The organism is Legionella bozemanae, from assembly GCF_900450575.1.
Classification (GTDB): domain Bacteria; phylum Pseudomonadota; class Gammaproteobacteria; order Legionellales; family Legionellaceae; genus Legionella; species Legionella bozemanae.
In genome coordinates, this window is record NZ_UGGY01000001.1 from 661,174 (window position 1) to 687,071 (window position 25,898).

The window sequence follows — 25,898 nt, forward strand, 5'->3', positions numbered from 1 at the left end:
AGAGTTAACCATTTATAAAAATAAAAAACCAATCGACTAATTTTTGGAAGGTGTTTATATCAAGATGCTCTTTTCCATTTGCAACATGATTAAGAATTAGTGGGTTAACTTCCAGAATTTCTGCAAATGATATTAAATCTAAGGAAGTATGATGTAAGATAGTTTTAATTAAGTTCTTTTGCGATTCATTTTTAAATATATATCTTTTCTCTTTTTGTGCTAAAACAACAGATAAACACTCCATGTCCTCTCCATCTATAACAAAATTGATTATTCCGTACATGAATAAGAGTAAGCGGTTATGCGTATTAAAAAAATTAGAATGTTTACCCCGAAAATGTTATAGGAAAAATGCATAATTAATTAACTAATGATCAACATGTAAAATTACCAATTAAATAAGGCTTAAACTTGGACAGTTGATTCATTTACAACTTCTGTTGATAGTTCGTCAATAAGATTTTTTATCTTTCCTGATATAAGGTACAAGAAAATCCCACCTGCTAATGCCCATAGTCCCAATTGGTAAAATACATGAAGGTAATCTGGGTTTGTGGTTAGAGGATCAGTTGCTTGTGTTTGTACCATTGCATTAGAAAAGTATTGCGATAATGATGCAGAAACTCCTGAAACCATCATCCAGGTCCCCATTAAAATACCTTGCAACTTAAGAGGTGCTATGCGCCCAATCATTGCATATCCTACGGGTCCTATTAGTAACTCTGCGATGGCTTGAGCCACAAAATGAAGTACGATCCAGAATATGCTACTAAAACCTTGATTGTCAGGGAATATTACCGCACAAGCTAAGAAAAAGAATGAAAAACTTAAAATAATAAATGCACTTGCAAACTGCAATGTGGTAGAAAAGTTGTATCCTTTGTTCTTTAATTTGTTAATCACAATGGCTACAACTGGTGCACCTAAAATAATTACAATTGCATTAAGATTTAAAATCCATTGGGTAGCAACTTCGAAATTGAGAATATGTCTGTCAACATTATTCTTAATAAAAAGAGTAATGCCCATCGGCCCAGTATAATAGATCATCCAAAATATAATTGATGTTACAGTTAAAATTATGTAGACCAGAATTTTTTGTTTATCTGTTTGATTTTTTTGTTGATAGCCTAAAGTAAGAATTACAAAGAGCATGGCAATACTTGTAATAATAACAAGACTATTGCTTAGGTAAGAAGAATGAAAACATAGAATTAACGCGGGAATTAATATGACAATTCCTAGTATGCTAATCATGTTGTTAGCGAACCTATTTCTATTGTTTTTAGGGAGCAGGGATAAATCATTGTCACCCAGATTGCGCCAACTAAAAATCATAAATAGTAATGTTAAAACATTAGCTAATACACCAATATAAAAAAGCTGTTGATAATCATTTGAATAGTCATAAAATCCACTACTGATATAGCCAGCAAAAAATCCTACATTCATTGCAGCATAACTTAAAAAAAACGCTTTATCCCTCCGATCATCATCTGGTTGAAAGCGTTGAGATAGAATGGTGTTATAACATGTAGTATTCAAACCGCAACCAATTAAAAATAAGCTTAATCCTATATATAGTAATGAGACTTTAGATATTGCCAGCACTATAAGTCCGAATGTTTGAATTAGAGTTGTAATAAAAAATAAAGTGCGATTGCTGATATATCGACCTCCCATCAATCCACCAAACAAATGTAAAACATAGTTAAAGGCCAAAAATAAGCCCACAACACTGTTGGAGACAGTTGGAGATAACCCAAGCTGTTTGCTTATGTAAAGTGAGAGGGAAGAGTAAAGTATTGCAAAAGAAAATGTTGAACAGGCTTGAATAAAGTAAAGTGATGTAACTCCATTTGGCATTCGTTGTATTGAATTAGACATTTTTTCCTTTCACATCCATTGAAATGGGTGACTCTACCATTAAAATTGGCTAGTATTAAGTCCTTTTTGCAATTATCTAAGTTTTAAGATAAGGATATTTTGTAATACTGTATATTTACAGGCGTTTAGGTATGAACCGAATCGAAAAAGTTTCATGGAATGAAATTAAAAATAAAATTAATGCAGTAAATCCTTCCATTTACCAAGTTTTAGACGAGCTTTTATCAGATACTCAAATCCCTTTTTTTCTAGCTCATTATCGCTTTGGTGAGCATTTTGGTATTAAAAATCACGCATACTTGCCTGGGAAGTCAGGAAAACTAGAAAGAATAGATAGTTTCAACACGGATAATGAGTTATTTCAACATTTAGGTTATGGAAAGAACAGCTTACCTTTAGGTATTATTTTGGACAAATATTGTGAATGGCACTATTTTGGGGAAGAAGAAAGGATCTTTCCTGATTGCGTCCAAGGACCAGGTGCTATTTTTAATATGCAAATTGTATTTGATGAAGATCAGACAGTTGATAACAATGTTTTATCAGTTTCATCTGGCGCTCTGTCTTCTTTTTTGTTACCTAATATAGGATGCCAAAGAAAACATACACGAGTACAAAAATATTTTAATGTCTCTCATCCTCCACCAAAATCACCTTATGAACACTATCGTATATTTAAAGAAGTCCTACAGGACGGCTTCACATCTACAAATTGGCATAGCCAGATTCTTTATTTTTCTGAACAATTTATTGATGAAGTGAAGAGGAATGATAAGTGGTTAAAGTTAAAACTATATTTTTCTGAGGCATTACGGAAAAAGCTAACTAAAAACACTTATGATTCTTCATGTAACGATCTATTTTTAAGTGCAAGGAAAGTAAATCGTTTTAGGCCTACTCCATTTATCATGGATACGGCAAAATACATTTTCAATATTTGTATGGGATCGGGTATTGGGGTAAAGCCTGCTATTGATGAGCAGTATTTGCCTGTTAGTGATGTTCAAAGAATTTACAACACGTGTTATGGTCTTGAATATACACCTACAGTAATGGTTCCTTCTTCTTTAGAAGAGAAAAATGACAGTGTTTATTATCCATTGCAATGCCCGTTTGCAAAAATTAATACCTTTAAGACTAATCAAAGTAATAGCACGTTAACGGAGCTTGAAACCTTAAAAAATGTATTACTAGCATATCAAGAAGAGTTTACAGAAGAGAAAGGTGATGCATTTGGTAGTTCTTTGTATAAGGTAAGTAAAGAAACTCAATTTACTTTTTATCATTATAAATCGGATGGTCAAAATTTGATTAAAAATCCTAATGTGTTATTAGAAGAGGATTCTCGTTTTTTATTTTCTTATTGTAATAATGCGACGACTTTTTCTAGTGATGCGAAGCTATTTCGTGGGTGTGTCCGACTTTCAAGATAATTTATAATCTTGGAGATTGATTTCTAGAAGATTAAGATATTTTTCACTTAATTTTTTTTGATTTGCTGGTGTTATATATAAAGTTGTTGTCGAATTGATTTTTGAATCTACTAAATCCTTTAATGTAATTTTCTCAATTCTAGGTTTTTGCATAGGGATTTGTGCTGCCTCATATAGGTAAGCAATATGATCATGATGGTAGAACTTAGCTAGGTATTCGGATAAAACCTGCATCTTACTAGTCTGATTAATATTATGCATTCCAATGTTTGCAACTTGCCATAAAATGACGTGTGCATTTATGTCGATATCTCTTTCATAAAGTAATAGTTCAGTAGCATCAATAGTGAAACATCCTTTATTACCAGGATCTATTTCTAAATCACTAAATAGACAATCCAGAGTTGAAATTCCTGGGAGTATTGTGGCATTTCCGTTAAGTGCTTTTATTATTTTTACTGCATTTAAAGCTGATTCAGCAAATACTGTCGGGTGACCATAAAATAGAACACAAAGCATTTTACCTTTATTATATTCGCTAACAATGTAGTTTGTGATTTTTCTATAAGCATCTATTCGTTTATCACTACTAAAATAAAGATCCTCTAAACTCTCAGCTTCTTTGGATTCACGCTGAATCCAAGATTTGAGATTCTGCTCATTGACTAAATATAGAACTTTATCAGAATTTTTAATTATATATTTAGTTTCTTCGGTAAAGTGAGAGATGGATTTTATTCCGGATCCACAAACTATCAGCTTTGACATCAACTATAAGATTTCCACTATTTTATTTGAATGGGGCTGTTGTTCTGAATTGATCATTTCCTGAACGTTAAACAACAATTCTACATGCTCATTTGTATTTATAAATTCGCTGCCAACTGCATGTTCGATTTGGTCTAATAAATCCATTTTTTTCTCCATGAATCAACTTTCGGTTATTGTATAAACAAAAGGGTCAAAGGTATAGCTAATTTATAATATCTCATTAAATTTTCATATATACGATGTATTGCAGGAATGTACTCAATATGATTAAATAAATGCTCGATATGAGTATTAAAATGTTCGTTAAGAGTTTTAAGGAAGTATGAAAACATCACCTTTTCAATGGATCAAATGTAATTAATATTCTTGTGTGATTTTATTTTTATAAAGTTAATTAAGGAAAATCATGAGCACTTATCACATTCTACCAAGATTAATACGTCTTAGAGATGCACCTGCTTATGTGGGCATGGATAGGCATCGTTTTAATGAAGAAGTACGTCCTAGCTTGATGGAAATTCCCATTGGTTCACAGGGTGTGGCATTTGATCGACTTGATTTAGATGCTTGGGTAGACGATTATATACAGTGTAGTGATCGACCCGCGGCATCCAAGCGAAGGAGTTTGGAAATATGGGACGAAAACGAATACCAGGGATCTACAAAAAAGGTAGTCACTGGCAAATTGACAAAAAAATATTTGGATACCGACTTTGCGAAAGCACTGGTACTGGCGACCTCGAAGAAGCCGAAAAATATCTAGCAAGACGGATTGATGAAATCCGTCAAGCCACGGTATATGGTGTCAGACCCAAGCGAAGTTTTATGGAGGCCGCGACTAAATTTCTGATGGAAAACCAGCATAAACGCAGCATTGATGATGATGCAGGGCGTTTACGCGAAGTGGTAAAGTACATTGGTGATTTATCGTTGGAATCTATTCACATAGGCTCGTTGCAACCATTCATTGAAGGTAGGAGAAAGGATGAGGTATCTACGAGAACCATTAATCATGGTTTAATGGTAGTGCGTCGAATTATGAATCTAGCAGCAAGCGAATGGATGGACGAGTTTGGCTTAACTTGGTTGGCTAACGCGCCCAAAATTAAACTCTTACCGGAGAATGATCTGCGCAAGCCTTATCCGCTGAACTGGGATGAACAACACAGACTCTTTGGTGAGTTGCCGCCACATCTGGAAAGAATGGGTTTATTTGCCGTCAATACTGGATGTCGGGATAGTGAGATATGTGAATTGCGTTGGGAATGGGAAATTAAAATTCCTGAAATGCCTCATATCATGGTGTTTATCATACCAGCTGAGTTGGTAAAAAATGGTGAGGAACGATTGGTTGTCTGTAACGAGACAGCTAGATCGGTTGTGAGTAGTGAGCGTGGAAAGCATCCGACACATGTATTTAGTTATAAAGGCAGGCCTTTAGCTCGGATATTATCAACGGGTTGGCGGAACGCTAGAGTAAAAGCAGGATTACCACATGTGAGGGTGCATGATTTAAAACATACTTTTGGTCGTCGTTTACGTGCGGCTGGAGTCAGTTTTGAAGATAGGCAAGATTTGCTAGGACATTGTTCTGGTCGAATTACCACTCATTATTCATCAGCCGAGTTGCAAAATCTTTTTGAGGCGGCCAACAGGGTTTGTGAAAAGCAAAAGAGCGGGGTAGTTCTTACTCTGCTGCGGAACAAAAATTTTAAATCCAAGAAAGCAGTAAATAAGGATAATAGTGCGATTTCGCTTTAGATTTTGCACGTAGGTCCCGAAGAAGTCCCGAAGTGGGTTTCTATGGGTGCAGGGCGTCAAGTGTAACTTATTGAATTTAAATGATTTTGTTGGTGGGCCCACTAGGACTTGAACCTAGGACCAACGGATTATGAGTCCGCTGCTCTGACCAACTGAGCTATGGGCCCGGAGAGGGAGTCATTTTAAACTTAATTTGCTTAATGTTCTAGTTTTTTTTGTGATTTTTTTGGAGTTTTCCTCTCCTGTTAGGGAGAGGAGTAGGGAAGAGTAAAGAGGTCACAAATCCTTTTTATCCTTCCTCTTTATTTGAATCATTAGCCTTCATCACCTTCGAGGAAGCTTCTCAGTTTCTCTGAACGAGATGGATGGCGCAGTTTGCGAAGCGCTTTGGCTTCGATTTGACGAATTCGTTCACGAGTAACGTCAAATTGTTTGCCCACTTCTTCCAGAGTATGGTCGGTATTCATTTCGATACCAAAACGCATACGGAGTACTTTGGCTTCTCTTGGGGTTAGCGTTTCCAAGATTTCCAGAGTAGCTTCGCGCAGACCTTCAGCAGTTGCCATGTCGATTGGTGATTCAATGTTATTGTCTTCAATAAAGTCACCTAAGTGTGAATCATCATCATCCCCCACTGGGGTTTCCATGGAAATCGGTTCTTTAGCAATTTTTAAGACCTTGCGAATCTTGTCTTCGCTCAATTCCATTTTTTCAGCCAATTCTTCGGGTGTGGCTTCACGGCCAGTTTCCTGAAGTATTTGTCTGGAAATGCGGTTGAGCTTGTTAATCGTTTCGATCATGTGTACCGGGATACGGATGGTACGCGCTTGATCGGCGATAGAACGGGTAATTGCCTGTCGAATCCACCAGGTTGCATAGGTAGAGAACTTATAACCGCGACGGTATTCAAATTTATCTACTGCTTTCATCAAACCGATGTTGCCTTCCTGAATTAAATCAAGGAATTGCAAGCCACGGTTGGTGTATTTTTTCGCGATGGAAATAACCAAACGTAAGTTGGCCTCAACCATTTCTTTTTTGGCGCGACGTGCTTTCGCTTCGCCAATGGACATTTTACGGTTGATGTCTTTAATTTCACCGATCGTCAAACCGTACTCGGCTTCGAATGCGACCAATCGTGATTGGATACGTAAAATCTCCTCGGTATGTTCCTGGATACGGTCCATATCGAGCTTTTTACCGTGTTTGCTAATAATGGAATTGAGCCATTCCATGTCTGTTTCTTGGCCTGGGAATGTATCAATAAACAGTTTTCGCGGAATACGCGCTTTTTCAATGCAAAGGCGCATAATGCCACGCTCGAACTCTCTGATGTGGTTACGTAGCTGACGGAAATGACGTGTTAAACGATCAACCTGTCTGGAAGTAAGCTTGAGCTTTAAGAACGACTCAGACATCGCTTCCAACGCTTTCAGCGCTTTGGCATGGTCTCTGCCAAGCTCTTTTAATATAGCTAGTGCTTCTTCATAGGTAACACGTAAGTCATCAAAATAAACTTTGGCTTGTTCTGGGTTTGGACCATCATCGACTTCACCCATACCTCCTTCGCCGTCTTCATCTTCTTCATCATCAGAAAGAAGCAGATCATCATCTTGCCGATCTTCATCAAGCATAGAGCCGATGCTTGCAGCAGGAGCTACTTCATCTTCAACATCAGAAAAACCGCTAATAATTTCATTCAGACGAATTTCTTGGGCATTGAAACGATCATAATCATCAAGCACCAACTGGACAGTTTCTGGATAATGAGCCAAAGATTTGAGTACTTGGTAAATGCCCTCTTCAATGCGTTTCGCGATGCGGATCTCACCTTCACGGGTCAACAGCTCTACTGTACCCATTTCACGCATGTACATACGAACTGGATCGGTTGTACGGCCAGTTTCTTTGTCTACAGAGGCCAGTACCATTGCGGCTTCCTCGATATCTGGAACTTCTTCTGTATTGAGCAGAAGTGCCAGTTCATCATCACCTGGCGGCAATTCAAATACTTTGATGTTCATGCCTTCCAGCATGCTGATAATGACATCAAAATGTTCTGTATCGACTATATTAGGCAGCAAGTCATTGATCTGACTGTAAGTCAGGTAACCTTGCTCCTTGCCTAGGCTAATGACTTTGGTTATCTGTGAGCTTTGCTGTTCTTGATCATTTATGGTCATAGGCACTTCTCTAGGGACAATTGGACATTATCCTAAAAAACAATGGAATCTACAGCATCATATAGCACTAATTGGATTGCTTGCTTCTTTAGGATTACAAAATCTTATAATTATAAACCGGGAGGCTGCAACATACCAGTAGTTTTTCATTGCTTTTTTCTGGACATCTTCTTTACAAGAGTCTAGCACATGATGAAACACCGTATGAGTTAGGGTTAATACTAATTGCATTGTCTAAACGCGTAGCTCTGATGTTTTGCTAAGTACTAAGTCACACATGGCGTTCTTTTAGCATGTCTTGTAACTTTATTTTTTCCTCTTCATTTAAGCCGTATTGGCGTGATTTATTAATTAATTCACGTATGGTTAATTCACGATTTTGTTTTTGTAAAAACGCCATAATATCAATAAATTCCTTAACTAATTCTTGTTCAGGAACCAAATGATCCCAGGCAGCAAGCCTGTTCATGGAATCAAAATAAGGATGATCGCGCCATGATTCAATAAGTGTTGCTGTAGTGGCTTGTGGATTTGCTGCCAGTTGCTGTAACAGTTGCACTAAAATTTCATGTTCTTTGGCATCCAGAAGCTCGGGATTAATGTGCTGTTTGATTTGTGCATAAATTTCTGGATGTTGTAAGAGCAAGGCCACCGCAACGCGCATGGGTGTACGCGCTATAGTCATCATTTGTTCCTGTGGGGCTGGACGAGATGCCTCGCTAACTAGCTGGCTTAAGCGATGCGTTTCTATATGAGTTAAACGAGCAAGATCTTCGATAAGTAATTGTTTGTACGAGCCCTCATTCATTTTTTGTAAAAAAGGTTTGGCCAAATTAATTAATTGAGTTTTTCCTGCAGGACGAAGCAAATTGAGGTCTTTGGCTAAGTTGTCAAAGAGAAATCGATGCAGTGGCGTGGCTTGTTTTAGCTGATTTAAAAAATTGTCTTTGCCTTCCTTGCGGACTAAACTGTCCGGATCATGTCCATCAGGTAAAAACATAAAGCTGGCATCGAGCCCCAGATTCAAATGTGGCAAGCTGCTTTCTAGTGCGCGCCATGCAGCTTGTCTTCCAGCGTTATCTCCATCAAAACAAAAAATCAGCGATTTAGTATATTTCGCAAGAAGTTGAATATGATATGTACTGGTTGTAGTACCTAAGGTGGCTACTGCATTCATAATTCCATGCTGGGCTAATGCAATCACATCCATATAGCCTTCAACTACAATAATGTAATCTATTGTTTTTTGCTGGCTTAGAATTTGGTGTAAACCATATAATTCCCTGCTTTTTTGGAAAATGACTGTTTCAGGTGAATTAAGGTATTTAGGTTTTTGTTCAGCCTCTAGGACGCGTCCGCCAAAGCCTATAATACGTCCATGGCGGTCATGAATAGGGAACATGACTCGGTTTCGATACCGGTCATAAATTTTCCCCTCTTCATTTTTAATTAACATCCCGGTTGCGAGCAACTCACGTTGGTTACGAGGAAATGCTTTTTCAAGATGATGCCATCCTTCATTTGCATAACCTAATTGATACAGTTTCGCGATTTCTCCACTTAAGCCTCTGCCACGCAAGTAATCGATGGCAGGTTGTCCTTCATATTTTAATTTTTTTTGATAGTAAAGGCTTACGGCAGACAAAAGTTTATAAAGATCCTGCGATGGATTATTTTTTTCAGTTTGTTTGTCACGAGGAATTGTTAAACCCAGACGAGTAGCCAGCGTTTCAACCGCATCAACAAATCCCTGATTGAGGTAATTCATGACAAAGCTGATCGCATTGCCTGAAGCGCCACAGCCAAAGCAGTGATAAAACTGCTTTTTGGCAACGACATTAAATGAAGGAGATTTTTCGTTATGAAAGGGACAGCAAGCAATATGACTGTTCCCTCTTTTTTTCAAGGGAACATAGCTGTCAATTAATTCAACCAGATCTGTTCGGTGGAGAAGATCATCAATGAATGGCTGCGGGATTAAGCCAGACATGGTGATCCTTAACTTAACTTAGCCTTTATCATGGCGCTAACTTGAGCCATATCAGCACGTCCTTGCAAGTTGGGTTTTAAGAGTGCCATCACTTTACCCATGTCCGCCATTTTTTCAGCACCAGTTGCAGCAATAGCTTCTTGAATCATTTTTTCTATTTCTGCAGCAGATAAAGGCTCAGGCAAGTATTTTTTCAGAACATCCAGCTCATATTGTTCCTGAGCGACCAGATCTTCTCGATTGGCTTTTTCGTATTGGGCTATGGATTCTTTACGTTGTTTGCTCATTTTATCCAAAATCACCAACATGCGTTCATCATCCACTTCGATACGCTCATCGACTTCGACTTGTTTTACTGCAGCAGTGATTAAACGAAGCGTGGATAAAAGTTCTTTATCCTTGGCACGCATTGCATCTTTGACATCATTATTGAGGCGTTCTTTAATTGTCATTTTTATTCCTTAAACCTAATGAGCTCGGCCCTAAATGGATTTTGAAAAGCAAAAGGCCACTAAATACGACACCATAATCACTGTGACTATGCGAAGTACATGTGGCCTTGGTAAAAAATACAGGACGGACAAATCCTATTTACGTCGGCGTTTTCCGCCTTGTTGTTTTGCTGTCATATCACGAGAAATTTTCTTCAGATGACGTTTTACTGCAGCAGCTTGTTTGCGCTTACGCTCAGCAGTTGGTTTTTCGTAAAATTCACGACGGCGTAATTCGGTTAAAATACCGGCTTTTTCACAAGAGCGCTTAAAACGGCGCAGTGCGTATTCTGGGTTTTCGCCTTCTTTGACGCGAACGGTAGGCATTAACTAGTCCTCAAGTTATTTGATCTTAATAGGTGGGCAATTCTAGTGCTAGTTGAAGCAGTCGTCAAGTTTTAAACTATAAATTTTTATGAATTCCTTGTGGACTTTATATTTCTGTATACCACAATTGTGCGATAAGCGATCAAATTATTTGTTGATTTGTTTTTTTGAAACCACAATATACAATAGGAATCAGCTAATCCGATTAATGTGTTACAATTCTGGCTTTGATAATACTCTTAGACTAGGTTTTTTATGTTGATTTTAGGCATTGAATCTTCTTGTGATGAAACCGGAATAGCAATTTACGATTCAGATGCTGGTTTGTTGGCGCATGCCTTACATTCGCAAATTGATACGCACCGTGTGCATGGTGGCGTGGTCCCTGAGCTTGCTTCACGTGATCACATTAATTATTTAATTCCTTTGCTTGATAAGGTATTGCAACAAACAGGAATAGATAAAAAAGCGTTAGATGGTATTGCCTATACAGCCGGTCCAGGTTTGATTGGTGCATTACTGGTAGGTGCTTGTTTTGCAAAAAGCTTGGCGTACGCATTACAAATTCCCGCTTTGGCGATTCATCATTTGGAAGCGCACCTTTTAGCGGCAAAAATGGAAACCCCATCACTCGAATTCCCCTTTATCGCACTTTTGGTATCTGGTGGTCATTGCCAATTAGTCGAAGTCAATGATTTAGGAAAATACCGTATCCTTGGCGATACTCTGGATGATGCAGTAGGCGAAGCTTTTGATAAAACCGCCAAACTTATGGGCATACCTTATCCCGGAGGTCCGGTGCTTGCATCTCTTGCCGATCAATGTGAATCAACCCCTTATCGGTTTCCCCGTCCCATGACCGATAGACCCGGTCTGGATTTTAGTTTCAGTGGTTTAAAAACCTTTGCATTAAATACTTGGAATCAAAGCACAAAAGATGAGCGTGCACGTGCTGAAATTGCCAAGGCGTTTCAAGAGGCAGTGGTTGAAACCCTAATGATTAAATGCAAGCGAGCAGTGCAAGAGTCGGGATGTAAACAATTGGTTGTTGCGGGTGGAGTAGGGGCAAATAAAGCACTACGGTTAGGCTTACGCGAATGGATACAGGGTATTGGCGGAACAATTTATTTCCCCGCTTTAGAATATTGTACTGATAATGGGGCGATGATTGCTTATGCCGGATGTTTACGGATGTTAAGGGGCGAAAAGGATTTAAGTAGCGGGGTAGAAGTTAAGGCAAGATGGCCTTTGGCTTGATTTTTTTTCAATCCCTGAAAAATTTTTGTGAGAATGGATTTTCAGGGATTTCTAGATTTTAGACTCTATGCTTGTTTGGTTATTTCTCTTCAGGTTTTTTGGTTTTCGCTTTAGGTGCAGCGGTTTTTTTAGCTTTGGTCTTTTTTGCAGATTCCTCGGTTTTTTTACTGGTTTTTTTCGCGGTTTTAGCTGTTTTCGTTGCTTCAGGCTCAGCCACTACAGTTTCAGTGATAATCACTTCTTCTATCTCGATTACTGTCTCTTTGGGCATTGCCTCAGGTTTTTTGGGGGAAACAACGTGGTGCTCCGCTTTGCCCTCCATCATGGCATCAAGGACATCTTCCTTTAATTTAATGTGTGGTTCTTTTTTATCAATAAGGCGCACAATATTGTCTTTATGTTTGTAGACGATTAATAAGGCCATAATGAATATAGGCAGGAAAATATCCAGGCGCTGGATCAGTAATAGTGAGTAAAATGGAGCAAAACCAATAGCAGTTATGGAGGCTAAAGAGGCATAACGTGAAAATTTGGCGACGATTAACCAGGTTGCTGCAACCAGAATGCCAACAATGAAATGAAAACCCAAGAGCGCTCCAATTGCTGTAGCAACTCCTTTTCCGCCTTTGAAGTCAAAAAAAACAGGGTACATATGGCCGATAACTGCAGCCAAAGCAGTAAACCCTACGGTCGCAGGCCCTGCACCCAAGATTTTGGCAATGAGTACGGGAATAGTACCTTTCAGCAGATCGGCAGCCATAACCAATGCCGCATATTGTTTTCCTGCAATGCGCAAGACATTGGTAGCACCAGGATTTTTTGAACCCTCTATACGTGGATCGGGCAAAGAGCAAGCCTTGCAGACAATGACTGCAGAGCAGATAGATCCCATTAAATAAGCAAGAACTACCAAGAATATAAATAATATCACCGATTGCTCCTTTTCCGGAAAGTAACTTATTATCAATTAATCTTTATTTGCAAGCAAGAGGCCGGAAATTTAAGGATAATCGCACCGCTCACATACGATGAGATGCGATTGTAATCAACCCCTCTTTCTACGTCCTGCGGCTTGTCCGCAGGATCCAGATTTAGCGAGCATTCATGGGTTTCGTGCATAAAGCGTGGAATGTGATTTTTTGATTTTGAGTTTATAAATATAAGGCTTGTAAGTCGTTGGTGTAACGTCTGCCCAAAGCAGTTACTTGCCAGTATGTATCGGTGAGGGTAATCAGTTTTTTATGTTCTGCTGTTTTGAGTTTAGGGAGTAAGTAATTCAATGGCAAGCCAGTAGTTTGTGAGAAGAGTTCTAACGGGATGGCTTGCTCCAATCGCGTGGTGTTGAGCATAAATTCAAAAAGAAGATCTTGGGACTCTACTGTTTCTATACTTGCCAGAAAAGGTTTGTTTGGGTCAAGATATTCTTTAGGCTGACGTTGTTTGCGTGTTCTTAGTATTCCATTTTGAGTAGTGATTTTACCATGAGCACCTGCCCCTATGCCGAGGTAATCACCAAATAACCAGTAATTTAAATTATGCTGGGCTTGTCGCGCAGGTTTGGCAAAAGCGGAAATTTCGTACCGTTCAAAACCTGATTCTTTAAGTAAAGCGAATCCTTCTTCTTCCAGAAGCCAGGCTTCATCTTCAGAAGGTAATGGAGGTTTTTCTTTGTAAAATACTGTATTGGGTTCTATGGTTAATTGATACCAGGACAAATGTTCTGGTTGGTGCGCAATTGCAGTACGCAAATCCCCGAGTCCTTGCGCTACGCTTTGCTTGGGCAAACTATGCATGATATCCAGATTTAAGTTGTTGAAACCGGCATTACGCGCTGAGTCGATGGCGCGATGAGCCTGTTGGGCGTCATGGATGCGACCCAGAGTATGAAGATGCTCCGGATTAAAGCTTTGGATGCCCAGGGAAAGCCGATTAATACCGAGTTGTCGATATTCAGTAAAACGTTGCTGTTCTACAGTGCCTGGATTTGCTTCCATAGTAATTTCAATATCTTGGGCAAAGGACAAAAGATGCTTTAGTTCAGTGAATAAGGTATCGTAAGCTTGAGCAGAAAAAAGGCTAGGGGTGCCTCCGCCAATAAAAATAGAGCAAATTTCACGAGCTTCAACGTGCTGCAAATCGTTTTTTAAATCAGCAACTAGTGCCTGGACATAATTTTGTTCTGGTAAAATCTCAGGACTTTTATGGGAATTAAAATCACAGTAAGGGCATTTACGGATGCACCATGGAATGTGAATGTACAACGATAAAGGAATCATTACTCTTTTTAGACTGGCTTGTTTGAAAATGCAATAGTATCATGTTGCGAGTTTTCTAACAAAAAATGTAATCATTTATGTTGTGTTCTTCCCGCTTAGCGAGAGAGAATTTTCGATGATTACCTGAAAAACAAGAGGAAATCACATGGCAAATAAACGAGTTAGAGTTGCTGTTACTGGAGCAGCGGGACAAATTGGTTATGCATTATTGTTTCGGATCGCTTCGGGACAAATGTTTGGTGCAAATACTGAAGTGGAATTAAATTTACTTGAGCTTGAAGCGGCGCTTCCTTCTCTAGAAGGGGTTGCTATGGAGCTTGACGATTGCGCCTTCCCCTTATTGAAACGTGTCGTTTGTACTTCAGATATGAATAAGGCAATGGATGGAATAAACTGGGCGTTATTGGTGGGCTCTGTACCTCGCAAGCAAGGTATGGAACGTTCTGATTTATTGCAAATTAATGGTGGAATATTCACCAAGCAAGGTCAGGCGATTAATGATTATGCAAGCGATGATGTACGCGTATTTGTAGTCGGTAATCCATGTAATACAAATTGCTTAATCGCTATGAATAATGCTAAAGACGTACCTAATGATCGTTTTTATGCAATGACTACGTTGGATGAATTAAGATCGCGTACTCAATTGGCTAAAAAAGCAGGAGTTGATATTACTGCAGTCACGCAAATGACCATTTGGGGAAATCATTCTTCAACTCAATACCCTGATTTTTATAATGCGAAAATCAATGGAGTTTCTGCAGCTAAGGTTATTGATGAGTCTTGGTTAAAAGACACATTTGTTTCGACTGTACAACAACGTGGTGCTGCAGTAATTAAAGCGCGTGGTTCTTCTTCTGCTGCGTCAGCTGCCAATGCCGTTATCACCGGTGTCAATCATTTAGTTACTGATACTCCTGCTGGAGAGTCATTCTCTATGTGCCGTAGTTCAAAAGGTGAGTATGGTGTGGATGAAGGTTTAATATTCTCCTTCCCTTGTCGACGTGAACACGGTGAATTAAAAGTAGTTGAAGGCTTGCCTTTTAATGATTATGGCAGTGAAATGTTTGACAGAACTTTAGATGAGCTAAGACAAGAGCGGGATACAGTGAAGTCTTTAGGCTTGTTGGACTAAGGATAATTTTTCTATGTGACCCAGGGGAAGTGTCAGCGGAACCTGGGTTTCCGGCTACCCATCCATTAAATTTGTGGCTTCGAATATTCATCTTCTACAAATGAAGGATATTCTTGGCGATTTTTATATTCTTCACTTTGGTATATTTGAAAAAATTCAGAACCATCTAAAATCGCTTTAGCTTCAGAATTACGTAAAAGCGTAGAAATTGAGCGCCCATTCGATAATATTCCATTTAGTCTATCTATGAGCTGTTCTACTTGGGCGAATGGATTTGGATGTTCTTGCAGCAACTCAGGCAAATATTGAATTATTGCTTGGGCTATTTGCACATCAGTTAAATAAAAAATTAAGCGCGTGCCTGAAATCTGGGTAAAATTTTCTTTGGACTCCATGATTAAACGGAATAAAAACTCCGGATCTTTTTTCAAATGTGAGATAAGCCTTTGACTAAATCCCAGTTGTTCTCGATGAGCGATTAACTGCGAATGTAAACTCAGTTCTTGCTCAGTAGAGATTTTTTCTGACAGGGTATTTAACCAGAGAACAAAGTCGACGTCTTGATGAGGATTATGAAATGGGAGTCTTGATGAAGTTTTAGGACTGAGATAGGTGTCCCAATTAACAGGAGGCATCTGATGTTGCGCAGCCAAAAAATTCATTGCATTTTTTATGGGCTCAAAATTAATACCCCACTTTAAAAAGAGAGGCAAAGCGGCACCTAATGTATTTACCAATTCCTTGAACGTAGCTATTTCAGCGGGCTGATAATTTTCCAGCGCCTCTTTTAGCTTCTGGACCTCAGAATAGGTATATTTGCCACTTACTCTTGGTTTTACCCTATGAAAAACGGTTTTAACAGCCTCTATTAGAGAAGAAAAAGGGTCGTCCATAGATTCGTCCTCAACAGGAGTAGGCCCTTCTTTAAAAGTAGATTATAAAAAAAGAAAACGCCAAGTTTTTTACACATTGCCTCTAATGAAATTGCATTTTGCAAAAAAAGCGCTTTAAATCCGGGGGTTTTTAGGTGCAATGCAACATAAATTTTAAATTAATTTCCGAAAATCTATTGAGTTAGTGGTATTCTGGTGTCAGTGATTGTTTCGAGCAATTCTGATACAATAGACTTCTTCGGAAACTCTACTACAGAGGGGTATTTGCTTCGTCGATGCGATGTGCGAGCCTCATGTGACTTTGGGTATACTCGGTTCTGCGCTCCGCTTCCCCTCACATTTCTCTCAGTAGCGAGTTTCTAAAAAAGTCTAATAAGTTTGCAATTTTTCTTTATGTGGTGGGGATATGCCGTCTTTCAAAGTGAGCTGTGTGGTTACTATTGCCATCGTGTTATGGGCTTCAGCATTCGTTGGAATACGCATTGGATTAGCTGCCTATTCCCCAGGAGCACTTGCCCTTTTACGCTTTATGGTTGCTTCACTGTGTATGTTGATCATTTATTATTGCCTAGGCATTAAAAAACGGGTGGCTTGGAAAGATCGGCTTCAATTACTTCTTACTGGCATGGCTGGCATAGGAATTTATAATATTTGCCTGAATTATGGCGAACTGAGTGTTTCTGCCGGCATAGCCAGTTTTATTCTAGGGTTAATGCCGGTGTTAACGGTTATTTTATCGTTGATTTTTTTACAGGAGAAGCTGGCGCGCGGTGTTTGGGTTGGTATCATCATCAGTATTTTGGGACTGGCTTTATTAGCAATTGACAACAACGCGGAGCCTGGAATGCAACAGGGAATTTTGGCGATTTTAGTTTCTGCCTTAATGGGGGCGATTTTAACGATTATTCAAAAGCAATTCGTGAGAGTTTATCATCCTGTTGCGATTATCGCTTGGGTGATGTGGGGTGGAACTCTGTTGTTATCCATATTTCTGCCTGATATGTTGCAGCAAATTCAAATTGCGGATTTTCAAACTACCGCAGCTGTTATTTATATGGGTATTTTCCCCGCAGCACTTGCTTATTTGGCATGGGCTTATGCGTTGAAATATTTATCTGCTTCTAATGCGTCCATCATGCTCTATGCCCTCCCTATTGTATCGACATTAATGGGATTTCTTTTGCTAGATGAACAACCCTCATTGCTTTCTCTAATTGGATGCAGCATTACTCTGGTAGGGGCCTTTATTGCCAATCGCTTTCAAATGCGTTTTTCTTTTGCTCAAGAAAAGCAACTGTCTAATTGAATAGAATAGTCTGGATACAGCGAGCTGTACCCAGAAAACAACTCCCCCATGTCCCGTCCCCACGACTTGTTCGCGGGGTTGCCCGCGGGATCCAGAAAGATCTTTGCAAAACACTAAACCCTGCGGATAAGCCATGGGGCATAGGCATAGATGTGTACAAGAGACAGTTCGCTACAACCAGGTTAAAGTTTCTTCCTTATTCTCTGTGAAAAGAGAGAAACAGGGTTTATACTTTTGATTTTGATGTCATTTGTGAGAGTACTCATGGAATTGAGAATTGATAATACCCCGTTTAAAGCGTTATTTCAGCCTTTAGATTTAGGCTTCACTCAATTAAAAAATCGATTGTTAATGGGATCTATGCATACTGGCCTTGAAGAAGATAAGGACAGCCTAAATCGTTTGGCACAATTTTATCGAGAAAGAGCGCTTGGGGGAGTAGGATTAATCACAACAGGTGGTTTTGCACCCGATCGAGCGGGACGTTTGGCACCTTTTGCTGCCAAATTGACAAACAGTAAAGAGCAACACAAACATGAATTAATCACTCACACAGTACATGAAGCGGGTGGCAAAATTATTTTGCAAGCATTGCATGCCGGTCGTTATGGCTATCATCCGTTTATTGTTGCGCCCAGCGGCATTAAATCACCTATTAGTCCTTTTAAACCCTGGGTAATGAGTCAATATCGCATTAAAAAAACCATTAAACATTTTGCCCGGTGTGCTCGCCTTGCCCAATTAGCTGGCTATGATGGAGTCGAAATCATGGGCAGTGAAGGGTATTTAATTAACCAATTTATCGTGACGCATACCAATCAGCGCCAGGATGAATGGGGCGGCAGTTATACGAATCGTATTCGCTTTCCTATTGAGGTCGTTCGCAGTGTCCGTGAAGCAGTAGGTGAAAAATTTATTATCATTTTCCGCTTGTCGATGCTTGATTTGATTGCAGAAGGCAGCAATTGGGAAGAAGTGGTAATTCTGGCTAAAGCAATTGAAGAGGCCGGTGCGACATTGATTAATACGGGTATTGGTTGGCATGAAGCACGAATTCCAACGATTGCCACCATGGTTCCTGCCGCAGCATTTACTCATATAACCCAACATATGAAGCCCGAAGTCAAAATTCCGGTAATTACTTCAAATCGCATTAATACACCTGAATTGGCGAATCAATTAATTGAGTCAGGAGTTGCAGATATGGTCTCCATGGCGAGACCCTTTTTAGCAGATCCCTTATTTGCTGAAAAAGCCAAAAAAGGAGAAAGTGAAGCGATTAATGTGTGTATTGCCTGCAATCAGGCGTGTCTCGATCGAGTCTTCGTGAATAAAACAGCTTCCTGTTTAGTGAATCCGCGTGCATGCAACGAAACGGAACTGATTTATGAGGTGACACCGAAACCCAAATCTATTGCTGTAGTGGGCTCAGGGCCTGCCGGACTTGCTTTTGCTACAGTGGCGGCGGAACGTGGGCATAAAGTGACTTTATTTGAAAAAAGTGCTCAGCTCGGTGGACAGTTTAATCTGGCAAAAAGAATTCCAGGTAAGGAGATTTTTCAACATACTCTGGATTATTTTAATTACCAATTGCAGAAATTTAAGGTAACCATTCTTTTAAATACTGAAGCAACGCTAGAACAACTACAAGACTTCGATGAAATTGTTTTAGCCAGTGGAATTAAACCGCGCATTCCCAACATCAATGGCATCGATCACCCTAAAGTGGCGAGTTACATCGATGTGATTACTGGAAAAAAAGAAGTCGGTCAACGAGTAGCTATTATAGGTGCGGGTGGAATTGGTTTTGATGTGGCCGAATTTTTAACGCATGAGCATCCGGTTCCCAAGGAGCAGTTTTATAATGAGTGGGGGATTGATATCTATGGAAAATATCGTGGTGGCATTAAACCTCCTGAAATTACCCCTAGCCCTCGTGAGGTCTATTTATTACAACGTAAAAAAGAAAAAATGGGCAAACGTTTGGGTAAAACAACAGGATGGATTCATCGTTCAAGTTTGAAACATAAACAGGTTAAGATGATTTCCGGAGTGAATTATGATGCGATCGATGATGAAGGATTGCATGTACAAATCAATGAAAAAGCACAGGTGTTACCCGTAGATACAGTAGTGATTTGTGCAGGACAAATTGAATTGGCTGAATTGTTCACACCGTTGAAAGAAGCGGGAAAGAGTGTGCATTTAGTGGGTGGTGCATATAAAGCGCTGGAGCTTGATGCACGTCACGCAATTGATCAGGCATGTCGTTTGGCGGCTTTGATTTGAAATGCAGCTTCGATGTACCGAAGTAAAAATGTGGAGTCTGGCGGCAAGCAGCCGGGCTTCGGTTCTTTGCCACGTTCCGGATCCAGGGGCATTAACTTAATGGCAATGAGGTGAGAGACTGTAACCCAGAAAAAATCGTGTTATAATCATTGAATTCAATTATCGCTTTGGCTCTTAGAGCTTATACCTCAGTTAATGACTTCCCCTAATCATTTCATAAATATAGTGCATTATTCTGTTTATTTTGTTATTATACTGTTCAATTTTATATCACTTGGCCTTTTGTAGGTTATTTTTTAATCGATTAGGATTTTTATGTCTCAAGAAATCACAAGCTTTTCGTCCTTTAATTTTTCAGATGCTTTAAACAAAGCGCTAGAGGACATGAAGTTTACCACTCCTTCTCCCATCCAAGTTCAGACGATTCCTTTACTTCTGGAGGGGCGGGATGCAATTGCTCTAGCACAAACAGGAACAGGAAAAACGGCTGCTTTTGCTTTGCCTATATTGCAAAATTTATCCCCTAATGTGCAGAATACTCAAGCTTTAATTTTAGCCCCTACTCGTGAATTAGCAATTCAAGTTGCAGAGCAGTTTGAATTATTAAGCGCCAATCAACGTGGAACCACTGTTGCTGTTCTATGCGGCGGGCAAGATTACGGCCGTCAATTAAAACAATTAAGAGCAGGCGCTCAGGTAGTGGTGGGAACTCCAGGTCGTATTTTAGATCATATCGATAGACGTACTTTGCAATTAGATAATTTGCGTACATTCATTCTGGATGAAGCAGATGAAATGTTACGTATGGGCTTCATTGAAGATATTGAAACCATCATGGCCAAATTGCCAGAGAAGAAACAAATAGGTCTCTTTTCAGCAACCATGCCTCATCGTATACGCCAAATTGCCAATACATATCTGCATAATCCTGTTTCTATCGAAATACGTGCAGAAACAGCTACAGTAAAAAGTATTGAGCAACGCTTTTTATTTGCTTCGGGACATCAAAAGCCTGATGCATTATTACGTTTGTTGGCAGTAGAAGAATATCAGGGCGTTATCGTATTTGTGCGCACTAAAAGCAGCACGGAAGAAGTTGCAGAAGTATTGCAACAACAAGGACTGCGCGCTATGGCCATTCATGGCGATATCACCCAGGCATTACGTGAACGTATTATTGCCCAATTCAGACAAGGAGCAATTGATATCCTGGTCGCTACAGACGTTGCTGCGCGGGGCTTAGATGTGGAGCGGGTAACTCATGTAATTAACTATGATTTACCACATGATAATGAAACTTATGTGCATCGCATCGGTAGAACAGGTAGAGCAGGGCGCTCTGGAATAGCTATTTTATTTGTAACTCCTAAAGAAGCACGCTTGATTAGCAGCATTGAGCGACATACTCGTCAGCGTATTACCAAAGTACCTGTACCTAATGACCATATGATTCAAGTTGCACGACAACAACGTTTTGTGGCAAACATCACTGCACGTTTAGAACATGAAAACCTGCCTTCTTACAGAAGAATTATTGAAGAATACATTAAAGAAAATGACGTTTCTGCTTTGGATGTTGCTGCAACGCTTGCTTTATTATTAAATAAAGACTTACCTTGGCAAAAAGAGCAGGCTTTACCTAAATCACCACGCCCAACTAAAGAAGGCCGTGTTGAGCGTGGCGGCAAATTTGAGCGTTCTCGCGATGAGCGAAAGGGTTTTGCTGCAGACAAGAAAGGTTTCCGAGAAGGACGTAAAAAATTTAATGATGAATTTTCAGGACAAGATTTATTCCGCATCGATGTGGGTAAAATTCATGGAGTAAAACCAGGTAATATTGTCGGCGCCATTGCTAATGAAGCCGGTTTGCAAAGCAAATACATTACTGGTCTTAAAATTCATGAAGATCATTCAACGGTTCGCTTGCCGAAAGATATGCCTAAAGAAGTAATGAATGATTTAACTAAAGCATGGGTTTGTGGGCGTCAGTTAAAAATAACCTTGATTGGTAGCGCAGGGTAAGAAACTTGGGTAGGTTCTGTATAGTAGCCTGGGGGCAGCGCAGCGGAACCCGGGTTCCGCTGCGCCTGACGGCTATTAAAAATCTCTCCGTGACCTGTTCGGTTTCTACGCTTTGTAAGACAATAATGCTATTGTTGTAGCGGCTGCAGCCATTACAACCAGACCTGCTGTAACTGGAGTAAAAAACGCGTAGGGGTTTTCACTGTTTTCCATTTTGTTTTTAAGATCTGTTTTAATTCGTTTGATATTTTCTTTTACTGAATCAATTCTGATATTGGGGTTGGTATTTTCAGTGATTATGGATAGGTATTGATCCAGAAATGCTGTATTGGCAGCATTTATTTCCTGAGCCCGCTTATCACTTTCCGAATAAAATGATAAAGAGCTACGCGCAATTGCTTCAAATACGGAAGCACTCAAGCGGAGCTTGTCTTGTTCATTCCATTGTGCTGAGTCAGTTATTTTAGTATTGAGCTGATAGCGTGAATTAGGGGCCTTATTTTCAGTGTAATGCTGTATTGCTTCTTCTAACTCCAGATCATCGGAAAGAATTTCTTCTATGCATTCAAGACATTTGAGGATGAAATTTCGTTCAAAAGTCATTGCTTGAGCCTCCATGGCAAAAAAATACTAATATAAATATCTTTTAATTAAGGAGCAATCGAAAAAACTCACAAGCTGTTTTTTTGTCTATGAAATAAGCATAATTTTGACTTAGAGGGCTATTTTTATGGAGTTTGATTTTATTTAACTCATTGATAAATATATAAAAAAAATAAAAAATGGGTTTATGCAAAAAAATTGCTTATGAATGATCTTTCATACTATAATGCAAAGTGACTTTGTTTTTAAAATAACCAGATACACTCTTCAAAAATTCAGTGCAGTAGTCATTCGTGATAAGATGTCACTGCTTTTTTTAGGATTAGAACTTAAGGGTATTCATGAAACTGTTAGCAACTATAGGGGCATTTTTATTTTCTGGAATTGTTTGGGCTACACCTCTTCATAATATAGTTGTATTTGGTGATAGTTTGTCTGATAACGGTAATTTGTATAAATTTATGAAATACCAATTACCTCCATCTCCTCCTTACTTCGAAGGTCGCTTTTCAAATGGACCCGTGTGGATAGAACATGTAATTGCTTCTTACTTTCCTGAAAATCCTGATGTGCATTTATTAGATTATGCTTATGGCGGTGCTGGTGTGTCTGAGGAGGAAGGAGCTGATGATGTATTGTTTACTTTGAGGAGAGAAGTGAACAGCTATTTATTAGAGCATAATGACAAAGCGAGTGAAGACAGTCTTTTTGTTATATGGATAGGCTCAAATAACTATCTCGCATTTCCTGCAGAAATTGAACAAACACTTCACGATGTGCATGCAGGTATTGTGCATAGTATTGAGCGTTTGGTAGAAAAAGGTGCAAAACATATTTTAGTGGTCAACTTACCTGACTTAGGACGTACTCCTGCTGCAATTGAATTTGATTCAGTTGATACAATGACCTATTTTGCGAAGGAACATAACAATTTATTAAGTAAATCGATTGATGATTTTCGACAAGAACACCCGGATGTGGAATGGCTCTATTATGATCTGCACCAAGCTTTTGAAGAGGTCATGACGCACCCTGAAGATTATGGTTTTACCAATATAACAGGTACCTGCGTTAATTCTGTAGTTGAGGATGTAACAAAAACATCGGTCTTAAAAATGGTGACATCAGTTGAACCTAAAATAAACGCAGATGGATGTACCGGATATTTGTTTTTTGATTTAGTGCATCCAACGGCATTGGCGCATCAGATCCTCGGGAAAAGAGCCAAAGAAATGTTGGATCAAGCAGGTGTAGAACTGACGGATTAGAAGCACTATCCTTCAATGTAGCCTGGGTGCAGCGTAGCGGAACCCGGGACAGAGATGGTTAAATTTCCCGGGTTCCGCTACGCTGCACCCAGGCTACAGTTCATTTTTAATCAATTCAGGATCGTTTATTAGGATGATATGAAATATATTATAAGGACCGTTCTAATCTTTTTTTTCATATGCTCAGCTGCATTTGCAGACAAACTGGCGATCAAAGTTGATGGTAAAAACATCGACTTATCTTATTGGCCTGCGAAAAAAGAAAAATACGGAGCAGTTCTCTTAGTCAATGGTGGTGCACAAGTACAATCTTTTATATTGTTGGATAGTCTGGCAAATGAATTAGCTCAAAATGGATGGCAGGTTGTCTTGCTCAACAATGACAGCAGTACTACTGTACCCTGGATCAAACAATTTCCTGAGGTACTTGCCGTTTTACGCAAGCAAAAAAATATACGCGTGGTAATGGTGCATTATGGAGAGCAATTAAAACAAACATTTGATTATTTGGGAAATCCTCCTGTACCTGAAATTGAAGGCCTGATTCTCTTATCTGCTTACAATACTCCTCCGACTGCAGATAAAAAACTTGAATTACATATGCCTGTTTTTGATATTGTTGGTCAGTTTGATTATGATCTAATCAAGCAAGAAATGGCAGCAAGAAAAAAAGAATTTGGAACAAATAAAAACAATTACTTAGCTATAGAAATACCCGGTGCCCATCATGATTATGAATACAGCAGACAACTTCTTTTTTCATTTATCCATGGTTGGATGGTAAAACTCCCTAAACTTCAACCTAAATCGCCGCCGAGAATGTACTCTTATTTAGTTCCAATCGCTGCTTTTTTCCAAAATCAAGTGGCAGAAAACAAGAAGTCTGATGGGAGCGGTTATCTTGAGCAAGCTCCTGAACTTACTTAAGCCTCCTGGGTTCTACTGCCATGAATGGATTCCTGCCTTTGCAGGAATGGCAACATTTGCTTTTCTGCTTAGTGTGACGGCTATGGGATCTACTGCATCCGTGACCTTTTTGAAGTTTACCAGCCTTTACTGGTACAAATTAATTCATATGCTTTTACAATTTTCTGGGTTTTTTCATTTGCCATTTTAATCATCTCTTGAGGTAAGCCTTGGGCGATTAATTTATCTGGATGATTACGGCTCAACAAACGTCTATAGGCTTTTTTCACTTCTTGTTTGCTAGCATCTGATGTTACTTCCAAAAGCGCATAAGCATAGTCCAAGTTTGTTTTTGTGGGTTGATAATTGTATCTACTATAGGATGAATACGAGTGAGAGGACGAATAGGATTGTTCTGATTGTTGCTTGGCATCATTTTGTGGTTCTGATGAGTAATCTACGCCAAAATCTTCATAAAAGCGATATTGTTTGTGAAGTGGTGCGAAGTCCAGCTTGGAAAAGATTTTATCCAGTACTTTGATTTTTTTTGTATCCAGCCCATCAGCCTGGGCTGCTCGATATTGAATATCAATAAATAGCCTTAACAAATCGCGGTTATCTTCGCAGATTTTTTTTAAATTTTCGAGCGCACTATCTAAGTTAAACTGCGGTTGCTTGCCCTCATTAAAGAAATGTTTTGCCAATGTCTTTTGTTCGCTGCTTAAACGCATTTCATCCATGAATAAACGTGCCATATTCAGTTCTTGTTCACTGACGCGACCATCGGCTTTAGCTAAATGTCCCATAATGGAAAAGGTAGCTTCAAAAAAAGCTTTTTGGATTGCTTTACGTTTTTCAGCGTAATATATCCAATGAGGATTAGAAAAATAAGTATATAAACCACGATCAAAAAAATTACCTACTAAGAGGCCAAAAATTGCCCCGATAGGACCATCGATTAAATAACCAAAGAATGCGCCAATAATCTTTCCCCACCAAGTGGATACAATGAAGAATTCCCGAAAAGACATTACAAAGGATCCCTTAAATTAAGTCATTAAATTTGATTTTATCGCTTATACCACATTTTAAGTATATAC

General features: G+C 39.2%; 22 protein-coding genes and 1 tRNA gene. 9 read left to right on the forward strand and 14 right to left on the reverse strand.

Annotation, left to right across the window (positions count from 1 at the left end; translation table 11 throughout):
• Positions 1 to 4: 4 nt before the first annotated feature.
• Positions 5 to 244 (reverse strand): hypothetical protein, encoded by a 240-nt coding sequence (locus DY223_RS02855; RefSeq protein ID WP_058460866.1) that lies wholly within the window; start codon positions 242 to 244, stop codon positions 5 to 7.
• 161 nt (positions 245 to 405) lie between these two features.
• Positions 406 to 1,887 (reverse strand): peptide MFS transporter, encoded by a 1,482-nt coding sequence (locus tag DY223_RS02860; RefSeq protein ID WP_058460865.1) that lies wholly within the window; start codon positions 1,885 to 1,887, stop codon positions 406 to 408.
• 131 nt (positions 1,888 to 2,018) lie between these two features.
• Between DY223_RS02860 and DY223_RS02865 the strand changes: the two genes are divergently transcribed.
• Positions 2,019 to 3,320 carry a hypothetical protein gene (locus tag DY223_RS02865; protein ID WP_058460864.1) on the forward strand — a complete coding sequence of 434 codons (1,302 nt, stop codon included), beginning with the start codon at positions 2,019 to 2,021 and terminating at the stop codon, positions 3,318 to 3,320.
• Here DY223_RS02865 and DY223_RS02870 read toward each other — a convergent pair.
• Both DY223_RS02870 and DY223_RS19040 read right to left on the reverse strand, forming a co-directional pair.
• Positions 3,312 to 4,088: an SAM-dependent methyltransferase gene (locus DY223_RS02870; RefSeq protein ID WP_058460863.1), complete on the reverse strand. Its 777-nt coding sequence runs from the start codon at positions 4,086 to 4,088 to the stop codon at positions 3,312 to 3,314. The two genes, DY223_RS02865 and DY223_RS02870, sit on opposite strands and share 9 nt — an antisense overlap.
• A gap of 3 nt (positions 4,089 to 4,091) precedes the next feature.
• Complete coding sequence (locus DY223_RS19040; protein ID WP_154669245.1) at positions 4,092 to 4,235, reverse strand: hypothetical protein; 144 nt, start codon at positions 4,233 to 4,235, stop codon at positions 4,092 to 4,094.
• A gap of 489 nt (positions 4,236 to 4,724) precedes the next feature.
• On the opposite strand from DY223_RS19040, the gene DY223_RS02880 reads away from it, so the two are divergent.
• Positions 4,725 to 5,852, forward strand: coding sequence for a tyrosine-type recombinase/integrase (locus DY223_RS02880; protein WP_174223897.1), 1,128 nt, complete (start codon positions 4,725 to 4,727; stop codon positions 5,850 to 5,852).
• A 90-nt stretch (positions 5,853 to 5,942) separates the two neighbouring features.
• Here DY223_RS02880 and DY223_RS02885 read toward each other — a convergent pair.
• The 5 genes from DY223_RS02885 to rpsU form a co-directional block, all read right to left on the reverse strand.
• Positions 5,943 to 6,019: transfer RNA gene (locus tag DY223_RS02885), tRNA-Ile, on the reverse strand.
• 147 nt (positions 6,020 to 6,166) lie between these two features.
• Positions 6,167 to 8,035 (reverse strand): RNA polymerase sigma factor RpoD, encoded by a 1,869-nt coding sequence (gene rpoD, locus DY223_RS02890; protein ID WP_058460860.1) that lies wholly within the window; start codon positions 8,033 to 8,035, stop codon positions 6,167 to 6,169.
• A gap of 271 nt (positions 8,036 to 8,306) precedes the next feature.
• A complete protein-coding gene (gene dnaG, locus DY223_RS02895; RefSeq protein WP_058460859.1) occupies positions 8,307 to 10,025 on the reverse strand; it encodes a DNA primase in 1,719 nt (572 codons plus the stop codon).
• 8 nt (positions 10,026 to 10,033) lie between these two features.
• Positions 10,034 to 10,477: a GatB/YqeY domain-containing protein gene (locus tag DY223_RS02900; RefSeq protein ID WP_058460858.1), complete on the reverse strand. Its 444-nt coding sequence runs from the start codon at positions 10,475 to 10,477 to the stop codon at positions 10,034 to 10,036.
• A 135-nt stretch (positions 10,478 to 10,612) separates the two neighbouring features.
• A complete protein-coding gene (gene rpsU / locus DY223_RS02905; protein WP_010652681.1) occupies positions 10,613 to 10,843 on the reverse strand; it encodes a 30S ribosomal protein S21 in 231 nt (76 codons plus the stop codon).
• A 255-nt stretch (positions 10,844 to 11,098) separates the two neighbouring features.
• On the opposite strand from rpsU, the gene tsaD reads away from it, so the two are divergent.
• Entirely contained in the window at positions 11,099 to 12,100 is a 1,002-nt protein-coding gene (gene tsaD, locus DY223_RS02910; RefSeq protein ID WP_058460857.1) for a tRNA (adenosine(37)-N6)-threonylcarbamoyltransferase complex transferase subunit TsaD, read from the forward strand.
• 79 nt (positions 12,101 to 12,179) lie between these two features.
• Here tsaD and plsY read toward each other — a convergent pair whose 3' ends face one another.
• Positions 12,180 to 13,031 carry a glycerol-3-phosphate 1-O-acyltransferase PlsY gene (plsY, locus tag DY223_RS02915; RefSeq protein WP_058460856.1) on the reverse strand — a complete coding sequence of 284 codons (852 nt, stop codon included), beginning with the start codon at positions 13,029 to 13,031 and terminating at the stop codon, positions 12,180 to 12,182.
• 220 nt (positions 13,032 to 13,251) lie between these two features.
• Positions 13,252 to 14,376, reverse strand: coding sequence for a radical SAM family heme chaperone HemW (gene hemW / locus DY223_RS02920; protein ID WP_058460855.1), 1,125 nt, complete (start codon positions 14,374 to 14,376; stop codon positions 13,252 to 13,254).
• Between the two features lie 145 nt (positions 14,377 to 14,521).
• Between hemW and DY223_RS02925 the strand changes: the two genes are divergently transcribed.
• Positions 14,522 to 15,511, forward strand: a complete 990-nt coding sequence (locus tag DY223_RS02925; RefSeq protein ID WP_058460854.1) for a malate dehydrogenase — start codon at positions 14,522 to 14,524, stop codon at positions 15,509 to 15,511.
• A 65-nt stretch (positions 15,512 to 15,576) separates the two neighbouring features.
• Here DY223_RS02925 and DY223_RS02930 read toward each other — a convergent pair whose 3' ends face one another.
• Positions 15,577 to 16,404, reverse strand: a complete 828-nt coding sequence (locus DY223_RS02930; protein ID WP_058460853.1) for a hypothetical protein — start codon at positions 16,402 to 16,404, stop codon at positions 15,577 to 15,579.
• A gap of 406 nt (positions 16,405 to 16,810) precedes the next feature.
• Between DY223_RS02930 and DY223_RS02935 the strand changes: the two genes are divergently transcribed.
• From DY223_RS02935 to DY223_RS02945, 3 genes are all read left to right on the forward strand, one after another.
• A complete protein-coding gene (locus tag DY223_RS02935) occupies positions 16,811 to 17,710 on the forward strand; it encodes a DMT family transporter (RefSeq protein ID WP_058460852.1) in 900 nt (299 codons plus the stop codon).
• Positions 17,711 to 17,974: 264 nt separating this feature from the next.
• Positions 17,975 to 19,999 (forward strand): NADPH-dependent 2,4-dienoyl-CoA reductase, encoded by a 2,025-nt coding sequence (locus DY223_RS02940; RefSeq protein ID WP_058460851.1) that lies wholly within the window; start codon positions 17,975 to 17,977, stop codon positions 19,997 to 19,999.
• Between the two features lie 315 nt (positions 20,000 to 20,314).
• Complete coding sequence (locus DY223_RS02945; protein WP_058460850.1) at positions 20,315 to 22,021, forward strand: DEAD/DEAH box helicase; 1,707 nt, start codon at positions 20,315 to 20,317, stop codon at positions 22,019 to 22,021.
• A 105-nt stretch (positions 22,022 to 22,126) separates the two neighbouring features.
• Here DY223_RS02945 and DY223_RS02950 read toward each other — a convergent pair whose 3' ends face one another.
• A complete protein-coding gene (locus DY223_RS02950) occupies positions 22,127 to 22,624 on the reverse strand; it encodes a hypothetical protein (RefSeq protein ID WP_058460849.1) in 498 nt (165 codons plus the stop codon).
• Positions 22,625 to 22,965: 341 nt separating this feature from the next.
• Between DY223_RS02950 and plaA the strand changes: the two genes are divergently transcribed.
• Both plaA and DY223_RS02960 read left to right on the forward strand, forming a co-directional pair.
• Positions 22,966 to 23,892 (forward strand): GDSL family lysophospholipase PlaA, encoded by a 927-nt coding sequence (gene plaA / locus DY223_RS02955; protein ID WP_058460848.1) that lies wholly within the window; start codon positions 22,966 to 22,968, stop codon positions 23,890 to 23,892.
• A 138-nt stretch (positions 23,893 to 24,030) separates the two neighbouring features.
• Positions 24,031 to 24,819, forward strand: coding sequence for an alpha/beta fold hydrolase (locus DY223_RS02960; RefSeq protein WP_058460847.1), 789 nt, complete (start codon positions 24,031 to 24,033; stop codon positions 24,817 to 24,819).
• 116 nt (positions 24,820 to 24,935) lie between these two features.
• Here DY223_RS02960 and djlA read toward each other — a convergent pair whose 3' ends face one another.
• Entirely contained in the window at positions 24,936 to 25,829 is an 894-nt protein-coding gene (gene djlA, locus DY223_RS02965; RefSeq protein ID WP_058460846.1) for a co-chaperone DjlA, read from the reverse strand.
• Positions 25,830 to 25,898: the final 69 nt, after the last annotated feature.